This is a genomic window from Ulvibacter sp. 2210JD10-4 (assembly GCF_058148525.1).
Genome location: NZ_JBYVJZ010000001.1, coordinates 348,041 through 362,448, shown reverse-complemented (window position 1 = coordinate 362,448; position 14,408 = coordinate 348,041). Strand labels below are relative to the sequence as shown.

The window sequence follows — 14,408 nt, the reverse complement described above, 5'->3', positions numbered from 1 at the left end:
AATCAGTTAAGAGGTTAATTATTACTATCACAACATTGTTCATCTTTTACCAATTTGCAACTTACCACGGCTAACAAACAACCTATTACAGGTGCTGCAATATAGAGCCACAGGTCCTGAAGATTTCCGGAAACAACTGCAGGGGCAATAGATCGTGCAGGATTCATAGAAGCCCCGGTAATGGGTCCGGCAAACATTGCTTCCAACAATACAACTCCACCAATGGCAATTCCGGCAATAACACCTATTTCTTTGGATCCTGTTGAAACATTTATAATAACCACCATTAAAAAAAAGGAAAGGATTATTTCAAAAATAAAAACCCGTAAAATATCCAATTGTGGCAGGGTAGCTCCTAAGTTTTCACTTTCTGGAAATAGAAAAAGCAATAGCCCACTTGCAGCAAAAGCGCCTGTTAATTGAGCTAATGCATATAGAGGCACATCTCTCCAAGGAAATTTTTTAGCATAGGCAAATGCAATTGTCACTGCCGGATTGATATGTGCACCGCTAATATCACCAAAAGCATAGATCATTCCCATGACAATTAACCCGAAAGTGATGGCAATCCCGGGATGTGTTACAGCTCCATTTGTATATTCATTTATTACAATTGCACCTGTACCACAAAAGACCAAAGCAAAGGTGCCTATAGTTTCAGCGATGAATCTTTTCATACCGCAAAGGTACTATTAGTTCTTAAACCTTTTTTAAGTTTTTGTTAACTAATAAGAAAGTGTTGTTGTTGTAACTTCGTAACACTTTATAAAAACCTTAAAACTTTAAACATATGAAAAAATTATTCCTTTTAGCTTGCGTGGCGTTAATCTCTCTTGGGGCATATGCACAAGTGGAAACTCCTGCAGCCAGCCCCTCTCAAAAAATAGAGCAAAAAGTTGGCTTAACGGATGTTACTTTAGAATACTCCCGGCCAGCTATGCGAGACAGAACTATCTTTGGTGGATTAGTACCTTACGGAAAGATGTGGCGTACCGGAGCAAATGCAAATACAAAGATCACTTTTAGCGATGATGTAACTATAGGAGGGAAGACTTTAGAGGCAGGAAGCTACGCTATCTATACAAAACCCAATGCTGAAGTTTGGGAAGTATACTTTTACAGTGATGCGAATAACTGGGGAACTCCTCAGAAATGGGATGATGCTAAGGTAGCTGCTGTTGTTAAAACAAAGGTTCAACCTTTACCTATGGAAATCCAATCTTTTACAATGACTTTTGATGATGTCACTAACAATTCTGTAAACCTCGGGATGCTTTGGGAAAAATCGTACGTAGGGGTTCCAATTAAATTTAGCACTGATAAATTGGTTTCGGCAAGTATCGATAAGGCAATGAATGGACCTTCTGCAGGCGATTATTATGCAGCGGCTGTTTATTATATGGAAGCTGGTAAAGACATTAATAAATCCAAAAAATGGATAGACAAAGCTATTGAATTACGTGAGAAACCGGCATTCTGGTATCACAGACAGCAATCGTTAATCTATGCAAAAGCAGGGGACAAGAAAGGAGCAATAAAAGCTGCTCAAAAATCTTTAGAACTGGCAAAAACAGCTGGTAATGATGATTATATTGCTTTAAACCAAAAATCTTTAAAAGAGTGGGGTGCAAAATAGTAGTCTTCATATAACATTAAAAAAGCCTCGATTTTCGAGGCTTTTTTAATGTTATTTAACTTAACTTCTTTTGTGAGAAGTATCTGTAAAAAGGTTATGATTTATTATCCATGCCTTTCTTGATCGCACGTCTTACTTTCTTTCTGAGTTCTTTATTGTCTGTATATAATACAACTCCGGAGCGTTTGAGTGCACTGGGGTTATAGATATCTTTTTCCTGATATTCATTAAGTTCGATACGGTTTATATTTTCAGAAGTAAATTCGAAGATAAGGTCTTCCAATTCGGGATTTTTTTTAAGGTCAAGTATAATTCCTTTATTCTTCGCATAAATTAATCCAAAGCGAATGGAGCAGACCAAAGAACAAGGGACTTTGTTAAAGACACTGTTATCACTAAGACTTGCCATTACCATATCTTCACCCAAATAATCAGTATCTAAAATAATTTTGTTTATTACCAGATCGATCTGTGCATCCAGATCATCTGCATTCTTAAACTGATGAATCCAGGCTTTATTTTTAGGTTGTAAAGAACAAACCTCATTGCCGGCATGTTGGCTGAAGCAAATCCCTAAAAAAAAGAAAAACAGTATAAACGTAATTTTTTTCACTACTAATGATTTAAACAATACCAATAGCATTATTTGCAAACATTCAAAAGGCATTACACCTTATAAGTAGTAAATAAACAGAGTAGATTGGGCATTACGAAGATAAATAAAAATGGATGGAATCATTCTTTTCCTTTTAATTTAATTGTAGGAATTTTCTGAAAATCAAATACTTAAAGCTCAATTCTGCTCAGTATTCGCAACTATTTCAAACATAGATTACCAATTATTCTCTTGACAGTTTATTAATCAATAGAACGATCTTCTTCTCCTTTGTATATAGTCGCCTGTAATAATACCGCTATTCCCATTACCAAAGCGCATCCAGCTAAATTCAGCCAGAGATATGGCATTAGGTCGATCCACCACACATAGATAATGATTACCTGAGTGATAATAGCAGCTATGAATACAGACTTGCTTTTTACATATTTAATGAAGAAAGCGAGTAGGAATATACCTAAAACATTTCCATAGAAAATAGAACCAATAATATTTACTAATTGAATTAAATTATCAAATAAATTAGCAACGCAGGCTACCAAAATTGCAAGGACACCCCATAGAAGAGTGAACCATTTGGAAGCACGTACATAATGCCTGTCGTTTTTTATGGTAACATTACGGGCATATAGGTCCATCGTAGTAGTAGAACCTAATGCATTTAGTTCTGAAGCCGTGGAAGACATCGCTGCACTTAAAATTACTGCAAGCAGTAGGCCAATCAATCCCCTTGGCAAGTTATTTAAAATAAAATGTACAAATACATAATCTTTGTCATTGGTTTCAGCTGCAGGATTAGCTTTTTTGATTAGTTCTTTGGATTGTGCCCTTAGTTTATCTTCGGAAGTATTTAAGGTTTTTATTTCAGAAGCCAGAACTTCTTTTTCAGAAGTACTTTCCGAACGTGAATATGCCAGTTGCTTTGTAATTAGCAGATCATCCAGTTCTTGTTTTTCAGCTTGCAATACTTGATATTCTGAAGCATATTCCGATTGTAAAACATCGGCTTCTGCTGCAGGATTAAAATGTAGGGGGGAGGCATTGAATTGATAGAAAACAAAAACCATTATTCCTACTAACAGAATAAAGAATTGCATAGGTACTTTAAGCAGTCCATTAAAAATCAATCCCATTTGGCTTTGCTTTACAGTTTTACCAGAGAGATAACGTTGTACCTGGCTTTGGTCTGTCCCAAAATAGGAAAGGGCAAGAAAACTACCGCCAATGATACCGCTCCAAAAAGTATAGCGATTGTTAAAGTCGAAAGAAAAATCCAAAATTTCCATTTTCCCACTTGCACCGGCAATGTCCAATGCTTTGGAAAAAGTGATATCAAGAGGTAAGTAATTCAGTATTAATAAAAAAGCGATTAGCATTCCTGCAAAGATCACTCCCATTTGTTGTTTCTGGGTAACGCTCACAGCCTTAGTACCTCCGCTAACCGTATAGATAATGACCAAGACCCCAATGATAATATTAAGGTAAATAAGATTCCACCCCAGAACTGCTGACAGAATAATCGCCGGCGCAAAAATAGTAATTCCTGCTGCCAGCCCACGCTGAATTAAGAACAGAACTGCCGTTAGCGTACGTGTCTTTAGGTCAAAACGGGTTTCCAGATATTCGTAAGCTGTAAATACATTCAGCTTGTGATAAATAGGGATAAATACCAAACAGATAACTACCATTGCGATAGGCAACCCAAAATAAAATTGTACAAAGCCCATTCCGTCGTGAAAGGCTTGTCCGGGAGTTGACAAGAATGTGATGGCACTTGCCTGTGTTGCCATTACACTAAGGCCAATAGTCCACCATTTAGAATCGTTTCCACCTTTTAAATAATCAACTACATTTTTACTGCCGCGAGTTTTATAAGTTCCGTAGAGAACAATAAAAAGAAGGGTGCCCCCAAGTACAATCCAGTCTATTTGTTGCATATTATGAGTAGTGTTGCATTAGATAATAAAACAATAGAATATAGATTGCATTAAATACTAATACAAGTGTGTATTTCCATTTCCAAACAAATTTTTGTTTTTCTTCGATCATTTTAGTTTCCTATTGAGAGTAAATTAGCAAATAGTCTATAGGCCCCGGGAACTCCCGCAGGCAACTCCCTAAAAAAGCTTAAACCGGTATAGATATAATACCCTTTTCCATATTCGGCAACCAGGAGTGATCCTTTAGTTTCCGGATAGTCTTTGTCGTTCATACCTAAAATTGGAGTAAACTCCGGTGCCCATTCATTAGGAAAATAGAGACCTCGTTCCTGAACCCAATTTTTAAAATCGTTTTGAGTGATCTTGTTAGGGGAGTTCAATACGGTATGATTGGGAGCAAGTATTCTTACCTCACTATCTTCATTAGTGACCCTGTCCCTGGATAAGGTAAGGGGTAGGGGCCCAAAGCTTTTGTCTGCCATTCCACGGCTGGTATTATATTGCAGTAACAAGGTTCCGCCATTGTTTACATAACTATTGAGCTCTGTTTGTTTAAAGGCCAACTCCGGTACCGTGTTATAAGCCCTGATGCCTATCACTACTGCATCAAATTTTTGTAAATTCTCTAAAGTGATTTCAGACGGTAGAATTGTAGTAACATTGTATCCGATCTGTTTCAGACTTTCGGGAATAGCATCTCCGGCACCATTTATATAACCAATGTTTTGTCCTTTTTTCTGAATGTCAATTCGTACTATACGAGCTTCAGAAGGCATTAAAACACTTTGATACGGAATATGATCGTAATTAATAGTTACTAACTCTTTATTGTAGAAGTTATCTCCAACATGTACTAAAGGCTTAAGAATTCCTTCATTTTGCTCCATAGGAGGCTTTATTGTAAATTTAAGTGTTTGCTGCTGTCCTTTATTTGCAATGGAAAACACTTGTTGTGAAGGGGATACTACCCATCCTTTTGGATGTTGCAGGGTCACAGTACCACTTACATTATCTCTTCCGGCAGTAATAATTACCGGGATTTCTCTTGCTTCGCTATTGGCAAAAATGAGTACTTTCTCCGGAATACCGGATGTAACTTCCGGTAAAACTTCAAAGGGGCGGTACACCTCTCCGGCTACAGGGTCGTTGAATTTGTAGACAATGTTTTTTATTACAGAAATATTTCTTCCATCTATGGAAATATTAAAAGTTACCGGAAACTGATGAGTTTGTTCTGGTAATCCTATCAAATTTTTATCATCCACACGGTACATTCCCAAGGATCCTTTTTGATTGAGCCAATAGGGAGCACTATGTTCTGTATTCGAAAAAGTCCCTTCAATACTTTCAAGCGTGAGTTTCTTATTTTTTAATAAAGGAGTAGCTATTGCTGTTGTAGGGAAGGTAACTACCGAAGAGGTTACAGAATTTAGTTTAATATCTGCCGAAGATCTGTTAATGGCTTCAATAATAACTTTTAAATCTCCTTTCGGAGCCACACTTTGTACATTGGCCACTGCCTCAAGATACATTCCCGCGCAATCTGATATAACATTAATGATCTCTTTGGATTTTATCGTTTTCCAATACCCTTCCGGAAGTTGTTGAATGAGATCATATGCTTTTAACAGCTGAGGGATACTTGCTGACGGGTCTGTGAAATCAAAATCCTTCTCTACCTCAAGCAAAATAGCTCCGATAGGGGCACCTCCGTTCACTCTGGACCAGGTAGTATTGATACCATCGAAGAGGTTGGATTTATTTACAGGAAAATCTCCTTTTAAAAACTCTAAGTATTCAATTCTACTTCCACGAGAGCCTGTACTTCCAAAACCTTGTGATTTGTGCATACTTCTACTTAGGGAAGCTATTTCTCCGTTAGACAGCCCTAAAGCCGGATAGTAGCTTCCAGTCTCTACTTCAATTAAGTTTGTTTTATCCGCTTTTTCAAAATTTTCTCTGCTTCCATAGAACCACCAACCTGTATTAAAAAATAAGCGCTTGGGTTGCCAGGTTCCATAATCTTTAGCCGTTTCAGGATATTTTGAAGCATCGTCTACCAGATCAAAGGCTTCAAAACTTAACATGGCAGATGAGGTATGGTGCCCGTGTGTTGTTCCGGGATTACGATGATTAAACCGATTTACAATAATATCCGGTTTAAATTTTCGGATGGTTCGGACCACATCACTCAATACCTCTTCTTTATTCCATATTTCCAATGTCTCATCTGGGTGTTTGGAATATCCAAAATCATTAGCGCGTGTAAAGAATTGCTGTCCGCCATCAGTACGTCTTGCGGCCAGTAATTCCTGTGTTCTTATCACTCCCAATAACTCACGAATTTCGGGCCCTATCAAATTTTGCCCTCCATCGCCTCTGGTAAGTGATAAATACGCTGTACGGGCTTTTACATCGTTAGATAAATAGGAAATGAGCCGCGTGTTTTCATCATCAGGGTGTGCCGCAATATAAAGGGCAGAACCTAAAAAATTCAGTTTTTGGAGGTTGTGAAATATTTCGGAAGCAGTTGGTTTTTGTGGTTGTTGTGCAAATGATGCGAAAGAACTAATAAGAAGGATACATACTAGTGAGAATAATTTGCGCATGGACTGTTTTTTGATGAGAATCAAATATACCCAAAATAGAAAACCGTCCGATTTTATTAGCAGTTCTTTAACACTTTATTGCAATTCTAAAGAGTCTCGCAATGCAATATGTTTATTACTGTTTTGGGTCCAATAAGCAGAACGGATACGTTTCAGTTTTACAGCAGTTGTTTTTAACCTAAGCGTATCTTTAGCGTTACTCGCATTGGTTTCTTCCCACTCTTCAATTTCGTAAGGAAAAGTACTGTTGAAGTAGATAGTTAACTGGCGTTGTAATCCAGGGTAATTTATAGAATAGGTAGTGAGTGAATCTCCTTGTTTTAAACTCCCAAAAGCTGGATGTGCGGCTGGTTTTTTATGGCGTAGTCGAAGATATTCGAAAGCGGGAATAATAGAAATGTCTCCGGTCGGGAGGTTTTCCGGATTGATCCGGATTAAATTCCAAAGCTCATTTTCAAGCCAGGTTTTGAGAAGTGAAACTTCCTGATCGGCTTCACCTTCAAAATAAGAATGAGATTTCACCTCAAAATCATCCCGGTTGTTGAGTTGTGCATAGACCTGACCACACCATTCTTGTACCGAATGACTTATTTTCAGGGCATGTTCATTTGTATTTACCGGATTAAAAGTACTTGTCATGATAGAATACGGATAAATACCGGTTAGAAATTTTTTGGTACTGTTCATTTTTAATACCGGAACATTCTCTTCGGAATAGTTGTTTGCCTTTACCTGTGCCGAAGGTAAAAAGTCTTCCGTTACAAAAACATTGACTACTGTTCCTTCCCGAAGTTCACCATATCTTTCTTGTAGTAATTGGTAGGAAGTTATTTCTGCCTTTCCGGTATACCAATAGTCTTTAAATTCGGAATTCAGTTTTCGTTTTTTTACATTTTCTTTTTCAATACTTTTTTTGGAAACTGAGACATCGGGTGTATCCTTTTTAGATTCACAGGAAGATAGAAATAAGAAGATTAATAATACACTAAACAGTTTACTCAGGGCAATTTTCATTTTCGAAGCATTTTAAAGCAAAAATACTACAAAATTACAGCGTTACAAGCTCTATTAACGTTTTGTAAACAAGTCGGGTGGGCAGTCCCATGACATTGAAGTACGAGCCTTCCAGACGTTCAATGCCTATATAACCGATCCATTCCTGTATGCCATAGCTTCCTGCTTTATCGAAGGGCAGATATGTATGTATATAATAATCAATTTCTTCTTCTGTAAGTTCCTTAAACCATACTTTGGTAGTGTCGTTGACTGTTTTCTGAAAATCTTTTCCCGTAAAACAAACCGACGTAATCACTTCATGCATACTGCCACTTAGATTTTGAAGCATCTTTTTGGCATCTTTTCTATCTTTTGGTTTTCCAATAGCTTTCTCATTTTTCCATACTATGGTATCACTTGTAATCACAATATCCTTTTTAGAAAGGTCATTAAATGCCGAAGCTTTTAATTGCGACAAATAATCGGTAATTGCAGAAGCCTTTAAGTTGTCCGGAAAAGTTTCTTCAATTTCACGTACTTCAATAACAAAATCCAGCTCCAATTCCTTAAAAAAATGTTGTCGTCTGGGAGATCCTGATGCAAGGATAATATTGTAATCTTTTAACTTCTCTTTTAGCATTTTATTTATTTACAAGTGGGTATAATAATATAGAACACATTCCCAAGAACATAATGAGCTTTAAAAGTTTTGACAAAAACACGTAGTCTTTAAATTGCTCCGCATTCCATACTTTTATACAAAAATAGAGTAGAGGTGCTACAATTAAAAACAGGAAATATAACACTACTATTTGTGTATGATAAAGATAGGTGTAGCTGTAAAGTATTACGGATATGGTAGTGAATACACCTAAAACAAATACAATGGTAGTGGCTCTTTTCCTGCCAATAGCGATGGGCAGGCTGTTCATTCCTCCATTTTTGTCCCCGTTAATATCCTGTATGTCTTTTACTATTTCCCGTATAAAACTGAGAAGAAAAGCAAATAAAGCATAATCCAGCAGTATCCTGAAAACAGCAAATTGTGAGGCCTGGTTCTGTGCATTGATTGCTGGGAGCAGGTCAAAAAGACCTATGATAAGGATACTCATCGCTACTAATAACGAAATTAGAAAATTGCCCACCAACAGCATTCCTTTTAGGTAGGATGCATACAAATACAGGAGCGCCGAAATTACAATAAACAATGCTGCAAAATTTGACTTTTCAATACTATTCGAAAGATAAAAACCTATTCCAACACCAATCACATTAAAAGCTATAAACCATCGATTTGCTTTTTTTTCCGAGATATTTTTACCAATGAGTACTTTGTTGGGTTTATTGATGCGGTCGATCTCAACATCGTAGATATCATTAATAATATTGCCTGCTGCTGCAATACAGATTGTGGCGATCACCAATAGCACAAAATCAAAATCATTTAAGGTGGTTTCTGCCTCAAGCGGATCAAATAACCCATATTTAACAAAGGCTTGGACCAAAATAATAAATAATAAATTGAGAGGACGGACTAATTTGAGGACGTTCATTGTTTATATCCCAGGTTTAATCATATTTAGCACTTGTATTGCCATTACTAATCCATTTTCCCTGAACTTTGAGGACCTGCTCAATGATGTCGCGCACACAGCCCTTTCCTCCTTTTTTATGAGAAACGTATTTGGAGATGTCTTTAATTTCAGGGACGGCATCCTGTGGACAACAAGGAAGCCCTACTTCCTGCATCACATACAAGTCCGGAATATCATCCCCCATAAACAAAACATTTTCTCTTTTGATATTGGAAGCTTTCAGGTACTCATTCAAAGTTTCAGTTTTATGGTGCGCTCCAAGATAAATATCTGTTAGCCCAAGTCCTTGCAGACGTTTGCGAACTCCCTCATTTGTCCCTCCCGAAATGATACATACCTTATACCCTTGCTCAAAAGCAGTTTTTAGTGCAAATCCATCTTTGGTATTCATGGTGCGGTACATTTCTCCATTGGTTGTGATCACAATGGTACCATCTGTAAGCACACCATCTACATCAAAAACAAAAGTAGTAATATGTTGTAAGTATTCTTTATAGCTTTTTTCCATTGGTGGTAGTTTGTATGGCCTTAGTTAGTTGTTGATATAATTGGTTGTACGGGCTGTCTTGCAGCAAATGTAAATGTTTTTCGATTGTTTTTAGGTCATTTCGCTTTGCCGGTCCTGTTTGAGCTTCTTCAGGTAGGATATTTTCTATTTTACGAGCAGTTTCAGCAATGAGTGGTTTTAGTAGATCAAATGGAATATTATTTTCCGAGACAATTTCATGACCAATATAGTATAGGTAGTTTACGAAGTTATTTACAAAAACAGCTGCCAGATGCAGCTTTGCGCGTTCTTCGGAATTGATTTCCACTACCTTTTCCGAAATGGTTTCACCTAATTCTTTAAGAAGCGCCAGATCCGAAACATTTTCGGCTTCTATGCAAATGGGTATTTTTTTGAAATCTACCTCGCTCTTTTTTGAAAAAGTTTGCAAGGGATAGAAAACTCCTTTTCGATTACTTGAAGACAGTGCATTCATTTCTGCACCACCGGAAGTATGTACCACCAGTTTGTTTTTGAATGATAATCTTTCAGAAAAAGGGGTAATCACATCATCCGGAATGCCAATGATATAGACGTCAGCTTTTTTAAGTTCAGAAAGTACCTTCGTAAATGGGATCTTTTTTAATTCAGAAAAAAGTGAAATTTCATTTCTGTTATATATCTGATTTACAGATATATACTTATTTTTACGTAAAGCATTACATAAATGATAATTTACATTTCCAAAACCCAAAAAAACAACCTGAATCATAAGGCAAAGTAAAAACTTTTTAATGATTTTTATTTTAAAATATACAATAACTTTACAGATTCAATTGTAGTACCGCTATGCATGATATTAAATCCAGAGAAGATATCAATCTTTTGGTAAAGACCTTTTACAGCAGAGTAAGAAAGGATGATCTTTTAGGCCCTGTCTTTAATAGTATCATAAAGGACTGGGATCACCATTTAGAGCATTTAACAGATTTCTGGGAGTCCAATCTTTTCTTTAAAAAGACCTACCAGGGAGACCCAATAGGAAAGCATATTGGGGTTGACAGGGTTTTTAATGAAGGAATTAATGAACTTCATTTTGGAACCTGGATAAACCTATGGTATCTCACTATTGATGAACTCTTTGTAGGGGATACTGCCCAAATTGCTAAAAACAGAGCCCGAAACATGGGAACCTTTATTCATATAAAGATGTTTGAATCCCGAAAAAAGTCAATGGAATAATATTCATACGGATTAACAAATTTAAGTAGCTAAAATGGTAGTAATTACCTAAATTTGCACCAAAATTCGCATAATGCAAAAGAAAATAGCTGCATTCCTTTTCTCCACTCGTTTAACCGCTGTTTTATTTATCGTTTTTGCTATTGCTATGGCAATTGGTACCTGGCTGGACAGATTTGAAGAAACATCACCTACACCTTATACCAGAGAACTTATTTACAATGCATGGTGGTTTGAGGCCATCATGGTAATCTTTGTGATCAATTTTGCAGGGAACATTTTCAAATATAGGCTGTATAAAAAAGAAAAATGGGCTACGTTGCTATTTCATCTGTCTTTTATCTTAATACTTGTAGGTGCTTTTATAACACGTTATATTGGATATGAAGGAGTAATGAGTATTCGTGAGGGAGCTACAGAGAATGTAATGCTTTCTGAAGATACATATCTAACTGCCTTTATAGATGGGGATTATCAAATTGATGGTGTTCCGCAACGTAGAAAAGTATCTCCCAAAAAACTACGCCTTTCTGAACGTTTAGATAATGATTTCACAATTACTACAGACTATAATAAACAAGAAGTAATAATTACTTATAAGAATTTTATAAAAAATGCAAAGGAAGGATTAATTGCTTCTGAAGATGGTGAAGAATATTTGAAGTTAGTAGAGGCCGGAGACGGAAATCGGCATGACCATTGGATAAAGGTCGGGGAAGTGACCTCCATACATAATATAATATTCGCGGTGAATAAGGCTACTCCCGGAGCGATTAATATTACGTATAGCAACGACGGAAGCTATACATTAGAGACTCCTTTTGAAGGTAGCTTTATGCGTATGGCGGACCAAATGGAGGGAAGAGTTGTTAGGGACAGTACACAACCTTTAATGCTTCGTTCTTTATATCAATTGGCAGGAATGGCCTTTGTAATTCCGGAGCCGGTCACTAAAGGCAGCTACGGAGTTATACAGGCTCCTAAAAATGAAAAGACCAACCAGAATGCGTTGATGCTGGATATTTCTACAGGAGGAGAGACAAAAACCGTAGCACTTTTAGGTGGTAAAGGAACTTTGCCTAATCCTACCAAAACTGAAGTAGGGGGCTTGGATGTATATCTTTCCTACGGAAGCAAAACCTATGATTTACCTTTTAGCATAACGCTTAATGATTTTATTGCTGATAGGTACCCGGGAACGGAAAAAAGCTATTCGGCATTCAGAAGTAAGATAACTGTTAATGATTCTGAAACAGAGTTTTTTGATTATGAGATCTATATGAATCATGTTTTAGATCACAAAGGATACCGTTTTTTCCAGGCCTCTTTTGATTCAGATGAAAAAGGAACGGTGCTTTCTGTGAATAAAGATTTCTGGGGTACCTGGGTTACGTATATTGGTTATTTTCTGCTATATTTTGGGTTGATGGCCATTTTATTTGATAGAAATACCCGTTTTGGATCTTTAAAAAGAATGTTAGATAAAATAAAAAAGAAGAAATCCGAATTAATGACCATTGCACTCATCCTATTCTCTTTTTCAGCTTTTGCACAGCATTCCAATACAAACCCTCAGCACCAAAAAGCAACTAAAACACAGATAGATTCGGTAATTATGGCAAATGCAGTAAGTAAGGAACATGCTGCTAAGTTTGCAAAATTGATCATTCAGGATAACGGGAGGATGAAACCGGTAAATACTTTTGCCAGTGAATTACTTCGCAAGGTTAGCCATAAAAACAGTTATGAAGGCTTGGATCCTAATCAGGTTTTTATATCTATGACCGAATTCCCTGCTCTATGGTCTCAAGCATCAATTATTGCTCTTAAAAGAGGTAATGACAGTATTAGAGATGTGGTAGGTGTTTCAAGAGACACTAAGCTTATTGCTTTGTTGGATCTGTTTGATGAAAATGCTAATTATAAATTGCAACCCTTTTTAGAGGCTGCAACTTCGAAAACGAATCCCAATCAGTTTGAGAAAGACTTTATAAAGGCCCATGAAAATTTTTATATACTAAATCAAGCTTTGAGTGGAAGCATTCTTAGAATATTCCCTATCCCTTATGATGAGAATAATAAATGGGTTTCCTACCCGGAATTGAATGAAGCTAATTTTACGGGAATGGATTCTACGGTAACACGAACCATTCTTCCTATTTATTTTCAAACACTTAGGGAAGCCCGTAAAACAGGAGATTATACCGAAGCGGAAGAAATTTTAGCAGGAATCACCAAATTCCAAAAAAAGTATGGAAGTGATGTAATGCCTTCAGAAAACAGGATTAAAGCAGAGATCATTAATAATCGAGTAGACCTTTTTAATCGTTTATATACTTATTTTGCAGGTATAGGAGCATTGATGTTTCTGTTTATCATTCTACAAATTTTTACTCAAGCCAAAGTTGTCAATGGTATTATTAAATTGTTTAAGTATTTGATTTGGGTACTTTTCATCTTAATGACCACAGGCCTTATAGTACGTTGGTATATTAGTGGCCATGCACCCTGGAGTGATGCATACGAATCCGTTATATACGTTGGCTGGGCCACAGTTTTCTTTGGGCTTGCCTTCGGAAGAAAAAGTGACCTCACAATTGCTTCTACTGCATTTGTTGCCTCAATAATTTTATGGGCTGCTCATTTAAATTGGTTGGATCCGGCAATCGCTAACCTACAACCGGTATTGGATAGTTATTGGTTAATGATACACGTAGCAGTAATTGTTGCAAGTTACGGACCATTTACACTTGGTATGATCCTGGGAGCTACCTCTTTATTATTAATGCTGTTAACTTCTAAAAAGAATTTTATCAGGATGGACCTGAATATTAAAGAACTGACAGTAATTACGGAAATGACTCTTACAGTTGGTCTGGTCATGCTGACCATTGGTAACTTTTTAGGCGGTATGTGGGCCAATGAAAGTTGGGGAAGATACTGGGGTTGGGACCCTAAAGAAACCTGGGCGCTTATTAGTATTATCGTTTATGCTTTTGTGATCCATATGCGATTGATTCCGGGATTACGCGGTAGATGGTTCTTCAATGTAATGGCAATGTTCGCCTATGCATCTATTATGATGACCTATTTTGGGGTGAACTTCTACTTAAGTGGTCTTCACTCATATGCAAGTGGTGATGCACCGGCAACGCCGACATTTGTATATTATATTGTGGCTTTTGCTATTGTATTGAGTATTGCTGCTTACTTCAGATACCGAAAATTTTACAAAAAAAAAGGATAAGCTTTTAAGGCTTACCTTCTTTTCTCTATTTAGTTGGAAT

General features: G+C 36.8%; 12 protein-coding genes. 3 read left to right on the top strand and 9 right to left on the bottom strand.

Going from position 1 to position 14,408, the window contains the following annotated elements:
• Positions 1-14 precede the first annotated feature (14 nt).
• On the bottom strand, positions 15-677 hold the full coding sequence (locus ACY2RT_RS01765) for an MIP/aquaporin family protein (protein ID WP_490154153.1): 663 nt from the start codon (positions 675-677) through the stop codon (positions 15-17).
• Positions 678-790: 113 nt separating this feature from the next.
• Between ACY2RT_RS01765 and ACY2RT_RS01760 the strand changes: the two genes are divergently transcribed.
• Positions 791-1,636 (top strand): DUF2911 domain-containing protein, encoded by an 846-nt coding sequence (locus tag ACY2RT_RS01760; RefSeq protein ID WP_490154152.1) that lies wholly within the window; start codon positions 791-793, stop codon positions 1,634-1,636.
• 94 nt (positions 1,637-1,730) lie between these two features.
• Here the strand turns inward: ACY2RT_RS01760 and ACY2RT_RS01755 are convergent, their stop codons facing one another.
• From ACY2RT_RS01755 to ACY2RT_RS01720, 8 genes are all read right to left on the bottom strand, one after another.
• Positions 1,731-2,249 carry a hypothetical protein gene (locus tag ACY2RT_RS01755; protein ID WP_490154151.1) on the bottom strand — a complete coding sequence of 173 codons (519 nt, stop codon included), beginning with the start codon at positions 2,247-2,249 and terminating at the stop codon, positions 1,731-1,733.
• A 245-nt stretch (positions 2,250-2,494) separates the two neighbouring features.
• Positions 2,495-4,189, bottom strand: a complete 1,695-nt coding sequence (locus tag ACY2RT_RS01750; protein WP_490154150.1) for a sodium:solute symporter family protein — start codon at positions 4,187-4,189, stop codon at positions 2,495-2,497.
• 113 nt (positions 4,190-4,302) lie between these two features.
• On the bottom strand, positions 4,303-6,801 hold the full coding sequence (locus ACY2RT_RS01745; protein ID WP_490154149.1) for a PIG-L family deacetylase: 2,499 nt from the start codon (positions 6,799-6,801) through the stop codon (positions 4,303-4,305).
• Between the two features lie 75 nt (positions 6,802-6,876).
• Positions 6,877-7,815 carry a septum formation inhibitor Maf gene (locus ACY2RT_RS01740; protein ID WP_490154148.1) on the bottom strand — a complete coding sequence of 313 codons (939 nt, stop codon included), beginning with the start codon at positions 7,813-7,815 and terminating at the stop codon, positions 6,877-6,879.
• Between the two features lie 34 nt (positions 7,816-7,849).
• The gene (locus ACY2RT_RS01735) at positions 7,850-8,437 is read right to left on the bottom strand and encodes a Maf family nucleotide pyrophosphatase (RefSeq protein ID WP_490154147.1); all 588 of its coding nucleotides are present in this window, start codon (positions 8,435-8,437) and stop codon (positions 7,850-7,852) included.
• A gap of 1 nt (position 8,438) precedes the next feature.
• Positions 8,439-9,350 carry a geranylgeranylglycerol-phosphate geranylgeranyltransferase gene (locus ACY2RT_RS01730; RefSeq protein ID WP_490154146.1) on the bottom strand — a complete coding sequence of 304 codons (912 nt, stop codon included), beginning with the start codon at positions 9,348-9,350 and terminating at the stop codon, positions 8,439-8,441.
• A gap of 16 nt (positions 9,351-9,366) precedes the next feature.
• Positions 9,367-9,900: a KdsC family phosphatase gene (locus tag ACY2RT_RS01725; RefSeq protein WP_490154145.1), complete on the bottom strand. Its 534-nt coding sequence runs from the start codon at positions 9,898-9,900 to the stop codon at positions 9,367-9,369.
• Complete coding sequence (locus ACY2RT_RS01720; RefSeq protein WP_490154144.1) at positions 9,884-10,651, bottom strand: Rossmann-like and DUF2520 domain-containing protein; 768 nt, start codon at positions 10,649-10,651, stop codon at positions 9,884-9,886. The genes ACY2RT_RS01725 and ACY2RT_RS01720 overlap by 17 nt, the downstream gene beginning before the upstream one ends.
• Before the next feature lie 77 nt (positions 10,652-10,728).
• Between ACY2RT_RS01720 and ACY2RT_RS01715 the strand changes: the two genes are divergently transcribed.
• Both ACY2RT_RS01715 and ACY2RT_RS01710 read left to right on the top strand, forming a co-directional pair.
• Positions 10,729-11,121: a group III truncated hemoglobin gene (locus ACY2RT_RS01715; protein WP_490154143.1), complete on the top strand. Its 393-nt coding sequence runs from the start codon at positions 10,729-10,731 to the stop codon at positions 11,119-11,121.
• Between the two features lie 73 nt (positions 11,122-11,194).
• Positions 11,195-14,368 (top strand): cytochrome c biogenesis protein, encoded by a 3,174-nt coding sequence (locus ACY2RT_RS01710; protein ID WP_490154142.1) that lies wholly within the window; start codon positions 11,195-11,197, stop codon positions 14,366-14,368.
• The last annotated feature ends 40 nt before the right edge of the window (positions 14,369-14,408 follow it).